The sequence below is a fragment of the Halalkalibacter oceani genome (assembly GCF_023715705.1).
GTDB lineage: Bacteria > Bacillota > Bacilli > Bacillales > Bacillaceae_D > Halalkalibacter > Halalkalibacter oceani_A.
In genome coordinates this window covers 281251-295356 of record NZ_JAMBOS010000003.1, presented here as the reverse complement: position 1 = coordinate 295356, position 14106 = coordinate 281251, and the positions used below count along the sequence as shown (strand labels likewise).

At 49.6% G+C, this 14106-nt stretch carries 9 protein-coding genes; 1 reads left to right on the top strand and 8 read right to left on the bottom strand.

The window, feature by feature from the left end; genetic code table 11:
- Positions 1–178: 178 nt before the first annotated feature.
- The 6 genes from M3212_RS22235 to M3212_RS04950 form a co-directional block, all read right to left on the bottom strand.
- Positions 179–1891: a sigma 54-interacting transcriptional regulator gene (locus tag M3212_RS22235; protein WP_251192848.1), complete on the bottom strand. Its 1713-nt coding sequence runs from the start codon at positions 1889–1891 to the stop codon at positions 179–181.
- A gap of 170 nt (positions 1892–2061) precedes the next feature.
- A complete protein-coding gene (locus tag M3212_RS04970; protein WP_251192847.1) occupies positions 2062–2886 on the bottom strand; it encodes an STAS domain-containing protein in 825 nt (274 codons plus the stop codon).
- 190 nt (positions 2887–3076) lie between these two features.
- The gene (locus M3212_RS04965) at positions 3077–5002 is read right to left on the bottom strand and encodes a 5'-nucleotidase C-terminal domain-containing protein (RefSeq protein ID WP_251192846.1); all 1926 of its coding nucleotides are present in this window, start codon (positions 5000–5002) and stop codon (positions 3077–3079) included.
- Positions 5003–5216: 214 nt separating this feature from the next.
- A complete protein-coding gene (locus M3212_RS04960) occupies positions 5217–6629 on the bottom strand; it encodes an N-acetylmuramoyl-L-alanine amidase (protein WP_251192845.1) in 1413 nt (470 codons plus the stop codon).
- A 390-nt stretch (positions 6630–7019) separates the two neighbouring features.
- Complete coding sequence (locus M3212_RS04955; RefSeq protein WP_251192844.1) at positions 7020–8726, bottom strand: dihydroxy-acid dehydratase; 1707 nt, start codon at positions 8724–8726, stop codon at positions 7020–7022.
- 237 nt (positions 8727–8963) lie between these two features.
- A complete protein-coding gene (locus M3212_RS04950) occupies positions 8964–10523 on the bottom strand; it encodes a peptidoglycan-binding protein (RefSeq protein WP_251192873.1) in 1560 nt (519 codons plus the stop codon).
- A gap of 193 nt (positions 10524–10716) precedes the next feature.
- Here M3212_RS04950 and M3212_RS04945 point away from each other — a divergent pair, with 193 nt between their 5' ends.
- Complete coding sequence (locus M3212_RS04945; protein ID WP_251192843.1) at positions 10717–11628, top strand: manganese catalase family protein; 912 nt, start codon at positions 10717–10719, stop codon at positions 11626–11628.
- 168 nt (positions 11629–11796) lie between these two features.
- Here M3212_RS04945 and M3212_RS04940 read toward each other — a convergent pair whose 3' ends face one another.
- Both M3212_RS04940 and M3212_RS04935 read right to left on the bottom strand, forming a co-directional pair.
- Entirely contained in the window at positions 11797–12081 is a 285-nt protein-coding gene (locus M3212_RS04940; protein WP_251192842.1) for a hypothetical protein, read from the bottom strand.
- A gap of 297 nt (positions 12082–12378) precedes the next feature.
- Entirely contained in the window at positions 12379–14079 is a 1701-nt protein-coding gene (locus tag M3212_RS04935) for a putative bifunctional diguanylate cyclase/phosphodiesterase (protein ID WP_251192841.1), read from the bottom strand.
- Between the last annotated feature and the right edge of the window lie 27 nt (positions 14080–14106).

Genomic DNA, 14106 nt, shown 5'->3' with positions numbered 1-14106 from the left:
ATGCGGCGTTATTTATCTAGTAAATGAGGAAGCTACCGCTTTCTCCCGATTGATGCTGTCTATTTTGTTCTCTATTAAAAAAACAACCAATTGCACTTCTGCAATCGATTGTTCGTATTTTCTGACTATTTATCTTCGAAAGCGCTTTCAGTTATTGGTAAAATGACAGGTTGCAACTTTACAATTCGAATTTCCCTTTCGCAATTTGTATATTGAATTTTCTGACTTTTCTAGTTAGTGTGGACGGATCGACCTTAAGAATCCGGCTAGCTTCTTTTAATGTATAACAATGCTCCAGCGTCTTCTCGATTAATTCCTTTTCAAATAAATTGACCGCCTCCTTTAAGCCGAGATCGGTGTCATATTTGTGGGAGCGTTGCTGAAGGCGAATGTGCTCTGGCAGGTGCTCGCCGCGGATTTCATCACTCACTACCGTTACGACAAGCCTTTCGATTGTATTTTGCAGCTCCCGCACATTACCCGGCCACGAATACTTCGTCAGTTGTTCGATCGTGTTTTCGCCAAAGTATTTTTGTTTGAAATATTGCTGATTGTAGCGTTTCAGAAAGTACTCCGCCAGGAAGGGAATTTCCTCGCGCCGCGTCCACAAATTCGGAATATGGATCGGCACAATGTTTAAACGGTAATAGAGATCGCTTCTAAACTGCTTTTTCTCGACCATCTCTTCTAAATCGCGATTTGTCGCTGCAATAAAGCGGACGTCCACATCAACAGGCGTCGTCCTGCCAAGTGGTGTCACGCGCTTTTCCTGTAATACTTGCAACAGCTTCACTTGTGTATTCAGCGGCATTTCACCAATTTCATCGAGGAATAATGTCCCTTTATCCGCCGCTACGATTAGCCCTTCCTTGCCGTCCTTGCTCGCCCCCGTAAACGTCCCTTTCGCATAGCCGAATAGCTCTGACTCAATTAATGTATCGGGGAGCGCCCCGCAATTAATTTTAATAAAGGGCTGATGCCGGCGGTTGCTTGTCTGATGCAGCATGCGTGCAAGCACTTCCTTGCCGACGCCGGATTCTCCTAATAGCAGTACAGTTGAGTCAACATCACCAAGCCGGTAAATCAAGCTATGAATATCCTTCATCACCTTTGATTTAAACAACGGCTGCTGCTCCTGTTTGACGTCTTTTTTTCCGAGCTCCGTATGATAATGCCTGAGCAGCTGATTTGTCTCTTCCAGCTTTTTCGTCAGTTTATCTGTTTCCGTAATGTCCTTTGAAATATTGATGACCTTTGTCAATTTGCCTTCTTCATTAAAGATTGGATATCCGGTAACGAGCAGGCGCCTGCCTGATTTCGTCGTCTGGATGATCGTGACGTTTCGCCCCTCTTCAATCACTTTTCTCGTCGAGGAATGATCAATAACCTTTTCTCTCACTAAAGAATCCATCGGCTTGCCTGTAAAATCCTTTTGCGATACACCCATAATGCGTTCACACGCTTCATTCACCCGGACGATGCGCCCGTCCTGATCGGCAATCGTTACCAATTCCCCGACTAAGCTCATTACTAAATCAAATTCCTGTTTTAATTCATTAATTTTACTCGATTGAAACGCTAAATTCTCCACTAAAGCATTATTGAACAAGACGCTGATCCCAAGCTTTCTATCGTTCTCACCGGTGATCATTGATTCAAATAAAATAAAGGTATCGCGTTCCTTTTTGCTGACAGTGGATAAATAGGGCTGGTTCGTCTTAATCGCTTTAATGACATTGCTTTCCGGGATGACGCGTAAGATCGGCTGCTGCCCGAGCTTTGCCTGCGGACAAGCAAGCATCGACGCCGCACGGTCATTGCTGTACTGAATCAGACCTTGATTCGATGTTATGACGACTCCAAAAGGCATTTGATCGATGATCGTTTTCACATACTCTCCCCCGCAACATTGTTATTTTCCAAATTAATGTTCAACCATAAAAAGAGAGATAGACTGTTCACCGCTCCAGGATAGCTTGATTGCATTGTCCGCTACTGCTCAGAAAAGAAGAAAATCCCTCTCTTGCTCTAAGCTTCCGTAGCGGCCGCCCATATGCTTTCCTACCCTAAATAATCCTTCAATGTTTGCTGTAGTGTGCCTTTTGTTTCCGAGAACTTCTCGAAGGAAATCCCTAAATGAATCATGTTGCGGACAAGCTCCGGCCGCAGACCTGTCATGATCGCTTTCGATCCCATCATCTTGACACCATACAGCACCTTTTGCAGATGATCAATTACTTCCCCCTGCATATTGGCAATACCGGAAAGGTCGATAATTAATGTTGTGATACGCAGCTTGCTGATTTCTGTAAGCACTTTCTCTTCAATCAGGCGCATCCGCGAGGAATCAATCATGCCGATCAGCGGAAGAACCGCCACTGAATCGCTAACTGGAATAATCGGTACGGATAAGTTCTCGACAAGCTTACGCTGCGAGTTAAGCAGCTCGTCCTTGTAATTTGAATAGCTGATAAAGAAATGATTCAGAAATTGGTCAATCGTATCATTTATAACCCGTTCCATTTGATAAAAAGTACTGTGATCGGCCGGACGTTCGTGCAGGCGGTCAAACTGTTCAAGGAAATACCAGACCGTGCGCCGAATCGCCTGAACCCATTCCAATTTGAATTCAAGCGTCAGGGAATGCTTGGCCCACGCCATCCCTTCCACATTTGCAAATTCAATCAGCTTCTCTTCGTCCTGATCAATCACATAGAGCACTAATTTTTCGGCATTTTTCATCAGATCAATATTGCCTCGAATCAAGATATCATTGATCTTTTTGGCGACATTGACAGCTTCGGAAAGCAGTTTTTCCTCAAATTTGTCCCGATTTGCTGTGATAAAATCCGCCACACTGTCTTGTTGTATAAATGCCTTTTCCATAATCTGCGTTCACCCTCATTTCCTTAGCACTTTACTTATTCTGGTAATATACTCCATGTTTTTTCCGGGCTGTCCGAAAAAAAGACACTCCTCAAATACAGATACCCAAAAAGGTTATGATTCTAACCTCTTTGGGTATGAAAATAACAAAAAATTTATCGTGAGTCCCGTGCCTGTCCTGCGGTCCTTTTTACTCAACCACCTGGATGCGGTTTTCCACTTCAGGGATTGGCTTGCCGGCACGGATATAGTCAATCAGCACTGTACTGAGATACTCTCCGGTGTCGGCAACAAGGTTGGCTTCCATAAACCATTCATAGCCATCTCCACCGGCGGCGGTGAAATCATTTGTTGCCACTGTATAGACAGCATCGGCCTGCAGCGGCTCGCCATTGACAAGCGCTTCTGTAATGCGGGAGCCTGCCGGACGCGCCGGGTCAAAGCTGTACGTCAAGCCCGACGTTTGCAGGAAGCCACCGTTTTGTTCCGGATACAGGGAGACTGAGTGCTCAAGACTGTTCAACAGCTGCTCCCCAGTCAATTCAAGCGCGATCACAAAGTTCGGGAACGGGAAGGCGGTATTGACATCGCCAAACGTCACTTCCCCAGCAGCAATGTTGTCACGAATGCCACCGCCATTTGTCACGGCGATTTCAGCATCGACCACATCGCGCATCGCATCCGTGATCAGGTTGCCGAGGTTCGTCTCTTTCGTCCGGACATCCTCACGCGCTCCGTCCAAATCAACGGCGATTGTGCCAATGACTTCCGAGAAAGCTTCCTCAACTTCCTCCACGTATTCATTCAAAAGATCCGTCACCTGCTGATCCGGCTCAAGCGCAGCTGAATCGCGGACAAGATGACCCTGAACACCGATCAATTCATCGTTAAAATAGAGCATGTGCGTGACACCAAATGCTTTACCGTGCTCATACGCCTGTGTGATATAGGTTTGTCCGTGAAGCTCCGGCTTTTCAAGCGTGGTATGCGAGTGACCGCCAAGGATCAGATCAATTCCCTCTACTTGCGCGGCGATTTGCTGATCAATATCGTAGCCGGCGTGAGAAAGAACGAGAATATGATCAACCTCGTCCTTCAGCTCATTCACATAAGCTTCAACGGTTTCAGCTTCCACTTTAAACGTAAGTCCTTCGATATTATTAGGGTGCGTCTTCACGACGGTATCCTGGGCCGTGACACCGATCAGGGCAAACGTCTTATCGGCCAGTGTGACAATTTCATATGCCGGCAAAATCGTTTCACCACTGTCCGTTTCAACGACATTCGCGCTGATGATCGGAAAATCTACCTCATCGGCAATTTCAAGCAAACGTTCACGGCCGAAGTTGAAATCATGATTTCCCGGAACGAGAGCATCGTAGCCGATCAGCTGCATCGCTTCAACGGCAGCCTGTCCCTCATTCAGGTTGACATAGTTCGTTCCGTGAAATGTATCGCCCATGTCAAAGATGAAGGTGTCAGGGTTCGAGCCGCGTAGCTGCTCAATTTTTGTTGCAATTTTAGCGAGTCCCATTTCTCCATTTTCTTCATTATAAAGAACGCGACCGTGGAGGTCATTCGTATGGACGATGGAAACCCGGTCAAAGTTTTCGTCATAACGTGACAGTAATAAGTCCATATGCTTCGTTAACAGGTTGTTACCCGGGCGCAGGGTGTGATCAAGATAACCTTGCAGCAGCCCAAGCTCAATTGCCGCAGCCAGCTCGGCCTTCGCCCAGTCGCTCACGCTCTCACCATCATAATAGTCATTCAACACAGCGACATCATAGTCATCGGCGAGATTCAAGGCGCGGATTAAAAATACATAAGCCTGCTCACGTGTGATTTTTTCGTTTGTCCCAAAGGTGGTGTTGCTGATGCCCTTCGTAATGCCAAGCGTCTCGGCAGCCTTGACGTATGGAGCCAGCTCGGCGGAGACATCTTCGAACTGATTGTCTTCAAGCTCGCCATAATGGGCTACATCGACTTCAAGCGTTTCAAGCAAAGCCTTGACGAATTCACCACGACTTGCTTCTTCTGTTCCATTTGCGAAAACCGACTGGGCCATGGTTAGAGTAAGCAGTAATGCGAGAATACTAGCAAGTCCTTTCTTCAATGAAACACCCTCCCTTATATTTAAAAAATCCTCTAAAAGTATACCATAATTTTTCATAAAGGTAATGTTAAAAAATCGTTATTTCTTGTTTTGCCGGGGCGTAACAAACAAAAAGCCCAGCCTCTCTTCCACTGTTGGAAGAAAGCTGGACCCCTGCTAGTGGCTGCTGAAAAAGTGTGATGTTCACTTTTTCAGCTAGCGTAGCGTACATCATTTACTTAAAGTAATTAAGCACCCCCTGGTAAATCGCTTCGGCTGCGTCTTCCTGGAAGGAATCACTTGCGAGCTTACGCGCTTCTTCGGCGTTTGTCAGGAAGCCGATCTCTACTAGGACGCTCGCCATCCGTGTATTGCGAATAACATGGAAATTCCCTTCCTTAACCCCGCGGTTGTTCGTTCTCAGCTTCTTGACTAATTCACTCTGAATCGAATCGGCGAGCTTTTTACTCGAAGCCGATGCATGATTGCGATGCCAAAACGTTTCTGTGCCGTTGGCTGCACTGCTTCCGGCTGCATTGGCATGCACGCTGATAAAGGCATCGGCATTGCGGTTATTGGCAATCGCCACTCGGTCACTCAGCTCAAGGAAGACATCGGATGAACGCGTCATCACGACCGTCGCTCCGGCAGCCTCCAGGCGGCGCTTGAGCTTCAAGCCGACATTGAGGACGACGTCCTTTTCCCTGACTCCATTTGCAACAGCTCCTGGATCTCTTCCGCCGTGTCCCGGATCGACGACAATCACTTTTCCTTTAAGGGAACCGGATCCTCCGCCGCCTGATGGAGCACGCAAGTAAGAGAGTGAGACATAGGCTGTCTGGCCTTGATACGTGAAGACGGCCCAGTTACCCGTTGTTGCATAATACTGCACGACATCCCCGTTGCTCAGTCTGCCGATTGGCGGTCTGCTCGTATCAGGCGTTGAACGGACGTTCAAGCCATCTGGAGCATTGTAGACGACTGCCCGCGTCGCGACAGAGTCAAGCAGGTCCTGATCCGGCTGATATTCCGGCAGCTTGTACTCCGGATAAAGCGCTCTTGCCAGGAAGAGAGCGAATTCCAGACGGGTTGTCCCATTATTCGGACCGAATGTGCCGTTTGGATAGCCCGCTGAAATACGCGCGGTCGTAATTGCGTTGATTTGTGTGGCGCCGAACGTATTCGCATTCACATCCCGGTAGACGACATCGACACGCGTGCTCTTTAAATCAAAGGCGCGTGATAAGAATACCGCCATCTGCGCTCTCGTCACCGGAGAGTTCGGTGAAAACGTCGTTGGCGTTGTACCGGCGATCAATCCGCGCTCTGTTCCTGTCGCGATATAGCCTGAAGCATAGTGGTTAGCCGAAACATCAGAGAATTTGGTCGCTCTCTGTGTCCCGTCCAGCTTCAAAGCCCGTCCGAGCAGCGTTACCGCTTCCGCCCGTGTTACTTGATCGTTCGGCCGCAACGTTCCATCCGGGTTTCCTTGAAGAATGTTATCCTGATACAAACGGGTGATTTCACTCCCGCCATAAGCAGGCATATCAGGAAACGGACCTTGTGCCTGTACGACTTGCCCTTCACCTTGTATGAACGGCGTTAAGACCAAGGTCAATAAAATTGTAAGAAACGTTAGCTTGCGCATTGCATCACTCCATTCTATTTTCATCATTATGAGTCTATTAAAGTGTGGTGCTGCGTTTAATATGTATAGCGTTCATAGAGTAATGATACACATAGCTTCATTCTAGTGAAATTAACTTTAATGACTCATATCCGTCTAATGGAAATAGTAACACAGATTGCCGTCGAAATGATGGTGATTTTGGCTTATTTTACATAAAAAAAAAGAGAAATTTCATCTTTATGTCAAAAATGGCGATACAAAGGGAATCATCTCCCCCTTTACATCTTTTGTAGTCCGAAACGTCTAGTAGAATAAGAGAGGAGCCGAAGCTCCAAAGTGAGAGCAGCGGCTCCTCGTAAAGTGAGCAGGTCGAACCCGCCTCCTGCTTTATCGACTCACATCGTCAGCTTATGCTTTTTCTTCCTTTGGAGCGGGAAGCAAAAAGTCAAAGTCGCAGCCTTCATCCGCCTGAAGAACATGTTCGCGGTACAGGCTGATGTAGCCCCGTTTGTACTCCTCATAAACGGGCGGGCGCCATTTTTCCTGTCGTGCCTTAAGCTCGTCTTCCGGCACATCAAGAACGAGCTCTCTTCGATCAACATGGAGCTCAATCCAGTCCCCATCCCGGACCAGCCCAAGCGGACCGCCAACGGCCGCCTCTGGCGCGACATGAAGCACGACCGTGCCAAACGCCGTCCCGCTCATCCGACAGTCGGAAATTCGTACCATATCGCGAATCCCCTTTTTAAGCAGCTTTTCCGGAATCGGGATCATGCCCGCCTCCGGCATCCCCGGCGCCCCAACTGGCCCAGCATTTTGCAGCACCAGCACGCTGTTTTCATCAACCTCAAGCGCCGGATCGTTCACCCGCTTTTCCATCTCTTCAATCGATGAAAAGACGACAGCCCTTCCCCGGTGCGTCAGCAAGCGGCGGTCTCGTACCGCCTTCGGTTTGATAATGGCCCCGTTTGGCGCGAGGTTCCCTTTCAGCACGGCAATCCCGCCTTCTTTGTGCAATGGTTCCTCAAGCGACTTGATAACCGACCGGTAGACCTCGTCGACCTCGATTCCGTCGAGCACCTGTCTCCACGTCTGCCCGGTGATCGTCATCTCTTCGTCATGAAGAAGCGGCTGCAGTTCTTTCAGCAAAGCGGGCACTCCGCCGGCACGATAAAAGTCCTCCATTTGATAGTCACCGGCCGGTCGCAAATTCGCCAAAAACGGCGTCTCTCTGCTTAATGTTTCAAAGTGATCAAGCGCCAACGTAATTCCAAGCCGCTTCGCAATCGCGATTAAATGAATGACCGCATTGGTCGAGCCGCCGACGGCGAGGAGCGTACGAATCGCGTTGTGGAACGCTTTTTCGGTCATAATATCGGAAGGCTTCAGCTCCTGCTTGACCGCCGCAACAATGGCTTTACCTGTCTCACGCGCCAGACGCAGCCGCTCATTTTCAGTCGCCGGCACGGCGGCTGCACCGGGCACCATCATCCCGAGCGCTTCGGCACAGGCGGCGATTGTCGAGGCCGACCCCATCACCATACAATGCCCTGCAGTTGGCGCCAGCCTGCTGTTAATTTCGCGGATTTCCTCCTCTGATACCGTCCCGGCTTTGTACTCCTGCCAGAAATGACGGCAATCGGAGCAAGCACCGAGCGTCCGGCCTTTATATTCCCCGTTTGCCATCGGTCCGCCGGTAAAAGCAATCGCCGGTTTATTGGCGCTCGCCGCTCCCATCAGCTGAGCCGGCAGCATTTTGTCACAGCCGCCGATCAGGATCACCCCATCAATCGGCTGGGCGGCAATCATTTCCTCTGTATCCATCGCCACCAGGTTACGATAAAGCATCGTCGTCGGGCTTGTAAACATTTCTCCAATTGACGTTGTCGGAAATTCCAGTGGGATGCCGCCGGCCATTAGCACGCCCTGCTTCATCACCTCAATCATCGGCTTGATGTGACTATGGCAACGGTTGACCTCGCTGAACGTATTGCAAATCCCGATGACCGGTTTCTCGAAATCCTCTTCTTCGTGTCCAAGATGCCGTTGAAACGCCATTTTGATAAATTGACTGAAACCGGCATCCCCATAAGACGTCTGCCTCTTGCTTCCCATCTTTTCCGCCTCCTTAGATATGAATACGCTTTCAAAAAAGCCGGATCACATTTGTTCCATGCTACCGACTGCATGGTCTGTATGCAGCACGCTGCACCCTTTGGACATTCGCAGAAGTTGGATAGCAGTGGCTCCGTTCTGCGCACAGCAGTCAGGCAGGAAAATCATCTGCCTGACTGCTTTAAAAACCCTTTGCGCAGACTCCGCTCACTGCTTAGGAGATGTCTGCGACATCTCCTAAAACATCCGTTTTGTGCCGAGGTAGCGGTCTTTCCAGTAGGCGGCGTCGAGGCTGCCGATTGTGACGCCGGTTGAAGAGCCGCTGTGAGTGAATTGTCCATTTCCGATATAGATGCCGGCATGGGATGGTCCCTTGGTGTAGGTTTCAAAGAAGACGATATCGCCAACGCGCGGCTCCTTCACTTCTGTTCCAACCTCCCACATTCCGGCGACGGTGCGCGGCAGTTGAATGCCGTTTTTCGCAAAGACATATGAAATGAAGCCGCTGCAGTCAAATCCGGCCACAGTTGTTCCGCCCCAGACGTACGGGGTGCCCAGCAGTTCAGAGGCATCGGCAACGAGGTTCAAAGCGTTAAATTCCTGCGGGGTCTCACCCGTCTTACCCGCTGCCGTATTCAACTTCTCAAGCGTCTTCGGCCCGGCAATGCCGTCCACCGTCAATCCCTGCTGGCGCTGAAAGGCTTTGACCGACTGCTCCGTCACCGTGCCGTAATAACCGGTGACCGCTTGATTAAACAGACCGATTCGCTTCAGCTGTGTCTGGAGATCGCTCACCGCCTGACCCCGGGCGCCAAACTTCAGCATTGTAGTGCCCGGCGCTTCCGGCTGCGCAGTCGGCTTTTCTTTCTCCTGCGGAGTTGCCGGCTTTGGCTGGACGGAAGGCGGCTCCTTGCTGACTACGCTCGCTGTCAGGGAGGAGGCAGGCGATTGCAGCGCGCGCAACGTTTGTGGCCCGACAATGCCGTCCACCGTAATCCCCTGCTGTTGCTGAAACTGCTTAACTGCGCCGGCGGTGCCATTCCCAAATATTCCGTCGGCCGCGCTCTTATAAAATCCAAGATCGGCGAGCCGCTGTTGGAGCTCCTTGACAGCTTGTCCTTTTGAGCCGATCCGCAAAATGTCGTTTGCCTGTACGGAGGAGGCCGACAGCTGATGCTCAACAGGAGCCACGGAAGTCGCGGTATTGTTTTGCAGCGCGTTCAGCGTCTGCGGTCCGGCGATCCCATCAACAGCAAGCTGATGCGCCTGCTGAAAAGAACGCACGGCAGTGGAGGTTGCCCGGCCATAATAACCGGTAACGTCACTCGCAAAATAACCAGCCTCTTTCAGCTGCTGCTGAAGCTTTTTCACCTGCTCGCTCGTTGTACCGGGGCGCAGCACCTGCTCCACCTGTCCGGCAGGCTTCGCCGCGGCGGCCGCCTTATTGGCGGAAGAAAGAAGCTCATCAATCGTGCTTCTCGTCGCTTGTCCCGACGCCTCAAGCCCGTGGCTGCGCTGGAAGGAGGCGACCGCCTCTTTCGTAATCGTGCCATAGTAGCCCGTCGCCGTATGGTAGGTGAAATGCCCCTTTTCTTTCAGTGCTTCCTGAAGCTCCTTCACATCCGGGTGAGACATTCCTTCATGCAGCGGCTGATCTCCAAGCGCTGCTTCGGTAATTAATGGAGTGGTAAAGAAGAGACCGGTCGCAAATGTCGATGAAAGCATCATCTGCTTCATTTTCGGCGAGGAAGTAGATTCCTGCTTTCCTTCTGTATGTATAGTAGCATGGACGGCCATCAACCGTTTCCCACCTTTCATCATTTTCTATTTTCTTTTATTTTACTTCACATTCGGCAAAATTGTCCATGTGGGAATTTTCTGACTCCCAGTCCGCCGGGAGCTGGAAACGATACCGCTATCTGGATGAGTCTTCTTTATAAAGATGGAGAACCTAGATATGAGAAAGATTTAATTAATAAGGAGGACGTTCATGTTTTACCATGTGAAAGAGCTTCAATATAACGCAAAACCAAACAAACCGGATGCGGTCTACGCGAAGAAGCTTCAAGAAATTCTCGGAGGACAGTTCGGCGAAATCAGTGTCATGATGCAATATTTATTCCAGGGCTGGAATTGTCGCGGGGAGAAAAAATACCGTGATATGCTGCTTGATATCGGCACGGAGGAAATCGCCCATGTTGAAATGATTTCAACGATGATTGCCCAGCTGCTTGACCAAGCACCGGCGCGCGAACAGGAGCAGGCTGCGCAGAACCCGGTTCTTAATTCGGCGATGGGCGGCAACTCGGATGTGCAGGATCAAATCGTCAAGACTGTACTGAGCGGAATGAGTCCCCAGCATATGATCGTCTCAGGTCTTGGCGCACAGCCGGTCGACAGCGTCGGCTATCCGTGGAACTCCCGTTATATGATTGCCAGTGGAAATCTGCTCGCCGATTTCAGAGCTAATCTGAATGCCGAGTCCCAGGGGCGCCTTCAAGTTGCGCGCCTGTATGAAATGACAACCGATAACGGGGTACGTGATATGCTATCCTTCCTTTTAGCTCGTGACACGATGCATCAGAACCAATGGATGGCGGCAATCGAGGAGCTTGAGCAAAACCAGAAGCCGATTGTGCCTAGCACTTTCCCACAGGAGCTTGAGAAGCAAGAAGTTTCCTATTCGTTCATGAATTTTTCCGCCGGGGAAGACAGCAAAACTGGACGCTGGGCCAATGGCAAGAGCATGGACGGGCAAGCCTCGTTCGAATATGTCGCTCAGCCTGAAGCGATGGGTCAAACTCCGGAGCTTACACCTGCCCCGCCCTATGTCCACGGCACGCCGCCAACGGCCGGTCAAGCTCAGGCCCAGTATGAGCAGGAAGCCATCCAAAGCCACTGAATTCGCGCTGCATGAAAAGGCCCTACCAAGTGTTTCCCGGTAGGGCCTTTTCGTGGGACAATAAGGAAAAGGGATGGTTCCTAAAAACCATCCCTTAAGACATCCGTCTCCATGACAGAGACATGAGCGTCCTTTGTGGGTATTCCCTTTTTCTTTTATGAAATGTTATTAGCTAGCTGGCTCTTCTTCTAGCTCGTCAACTGGTTCTTCTTCTTCTAATAGTGCATCATCTTCACCTTCGTCAACCGGATCTTCACCTAATTCCGGCTCTGCGTCCGCTGGACCATCCATTGCTGGATCTTCAGCAGGTGCATCTAGCTCAGGTGCGTCAGCTGGATCTTCCACTCCTGTATCAGGCTCAAGTGCTGGATCTTCTTCAGCGCCTCCACATGCTGCTAATAGTCCTAGTGATAAGACAGCTGCTGCTGTTGTCATTAAAAATTTCTTCTTCATAATCAATTACCCCCAAATTTAGATATGTGACTAACGGACATGACATACATGCCTCTCGTGTTAGCCTGTGTGTATCTTACCAAGTCTCTGCAACAACGTCTACACATTACTGGCTTTTTTGGCAATGTCATGCCAACTTCACAACTTATCACATGGTTTTTCAAAAGTTTGTCAAAACAAAAACTTATTTTGACGCAGTTTCAGGCCACAAGCAAGTCGCTTTCTGCCAGTAAACAGAAAAAGCCTATACCCCTTGTTGTATAGGCTTACCCGTTGGTTGAGCTTTTATACATAATTTCAAGTAAATGATTGAATCAGTCTTTCCATGACACCCTTACACTCGTCGGCGGGAATCGGGCGGCTAAACAAATAGCCCTGTGCCTTATAGCAGCCCTCATTACGAATGAGCGACAGCTGCTCTTCCGTTTCAATCCCTTCACAAATAACAGAGACATTCAGGCTGTTAGCCATCCCAATGATCAGCTTGACAATCGCTTGATTTTCCGGAGAAACCTGTCCTCTGATAAAGGATTGATCAATTTTCAGCGTATCAATTGGGAACATTCTCAGCTGACTGAGCGAAGAGTATCCTGTGCCGAAATCATCCAGCGACACGCCGACCCCTTTTTGCTTGAGCTGATTTAGTTTGGCGCGAATGTCCTCATCCTGCAAAATCGCCGTTTTTTCTGTTATTTCAAGGCAAAGATAAGCTGGATCCAGCTCGGCACGCGCCAACGCCTGTTCAACACGGCTGACAAAATCAGGCCGTTTAAAAAACTCCCTGGAGACGTTTACGGAGACGATCAGCTCGCCAAATCCCTCGCGGTGCCAGCGCCGCGTTTGCTGACACGCTTCATTTAGCACCCACTCATCAATGTCCGCCATGACGCCCATCTCCTCGGCAAGCGGCAGAAAAATGGCGGGAGAGAGGACATCTTTCAACGGATGATTCCATCTGATCAGAGCTTCGATGCCAAAAGGAATCCGTTTTTCGATATCGACCTGCAGCTGGTAATACACTTCGAGTTCCTGCTGGCGAATCGCCTTCAGTAGCTCCGTTTCCAGCGAAAGCTCTTCAGCAAAAGTCTCGTTCATCCCCTGCTCGTAGCGTTGATAATGATTGCGGCCTTCTTCCTTTGTGCGATACATCGCGCTATCCGCGTTCTTCAGCAATGTCTCCACATCTTCACCGTGCTCCGGAAAGAAGCAGGCGCCGATGCTCATCGAGATATAGAGCTCTTTTTCATGAACGATGATCGGCTTTTCAAAAGCGGCAAATAAAGCAGAGATGACATGCTCCGTGGCAGCTTCATTTACAGCAGGCAGGAAAATGGTGAACTCGTCGCCGCCGAACCGGCTGACGAGACCCTTTTCTCCAATCACGCTCTGAATCCGCTGGCTCATTTTCATGAGTAGCTCATCCCCTGCCTGATGGCCGTAGGAATCGTTTATTTTTTTAAAGCGATCCAAATCAAGAAAAAGCACAGCCACTTTTTCTCCATTTTCACTCGCCGTCCGTAGAGCTTCCTCAAGCTTCTCTTTAAATAAAACGCGGTTAGGCAGCTTTGTCAGCGTATCGTGCGAGGCATTATACTTCATTTGTTCTTCCTGCCACTTCCGTTCACTGATATCGCGCATGATGCCGATACAGTAGCTGTCCTCAGGTCGCGGCTGTTCCACTTTGGTAATGGTGATAAAGGACCAAAAGAGCGTCCCGTCCTTGCGCTCATTCAAAAGCTCGCCGGTCCACGTTCCGCTGCGGCTGATCGAATCCCACATTTCATGATAGACATGCTTAGGCGTTTTGCCTGATTTGAGCACACTCGGATTCATGCCTTCGACATCCTTTAACGTATAGCCTGTTATACGCTGAAACGCAGAATTAACGGCAATGATTTCATGCCGGTGATTCGTCAGCATTAAGCCATCGTTCATGTAGTTGAACAGCATCTCTACATTTCTATGGTTTTTTGCAAAACGAATAAAAGCTGAATTCATTCTTGGTCCCCCCTCACCTTATTAAAT

Excerpts from the sequence above, each read along its gene's own strand:
- M3212_RS04950 (WP_251192873.1), bottom strand. The coding sequence starts at position 10,523 with ATGGCCGTCCATGCTACTATACATACAGAAGGAAAGCAGGAATCTACT.
- M3212_RS04945 (WP_251192843.1), top strand. The coding sequence starts at position 10,717 with ATGTTTTACCATGTGAAAGAGCTTCAATATAACGCAAAACCAAACAAA.
- M3212_RS04970 (WP_251192847.1), bottom strand. The coding sequence starts at position 2,886 with ATGGAAAAGGCATTTATACAACAAGACAGTGTGGCGGATTTTATCACA.
- M3212_RS04955 (WP_251192844.1), bottom strand. The coding sequence starts at position 8,726 with ATGGGAAGCAAGAGGCAGACGTCTTATGGGGATGCCGGTTTCAGTCAA.
- M3212_RS04935 (WP_251192841.1), bottom strand. The coding sequence starts at position 14,079 with ATGAATTCAGCTTTTATTCGTTTTGCAAAAAACCATAGAAATGTAGAG.
- M3212_RS04960 (WP_251192845.1), bottom strand. The coding sequence starts at position 6,629 with ATGCGCAAGCTAACGTTTCTTACAATTTTATTGACCTTGGTCTTAACG.
- M3212_RS04940 (WP_251192842.1), bottom strand. The coding sequence starts at position 12,081 with ATGAAGAAGAAATTTTTAATGACAACAGCAGCAGCTGTCTTATCACTA.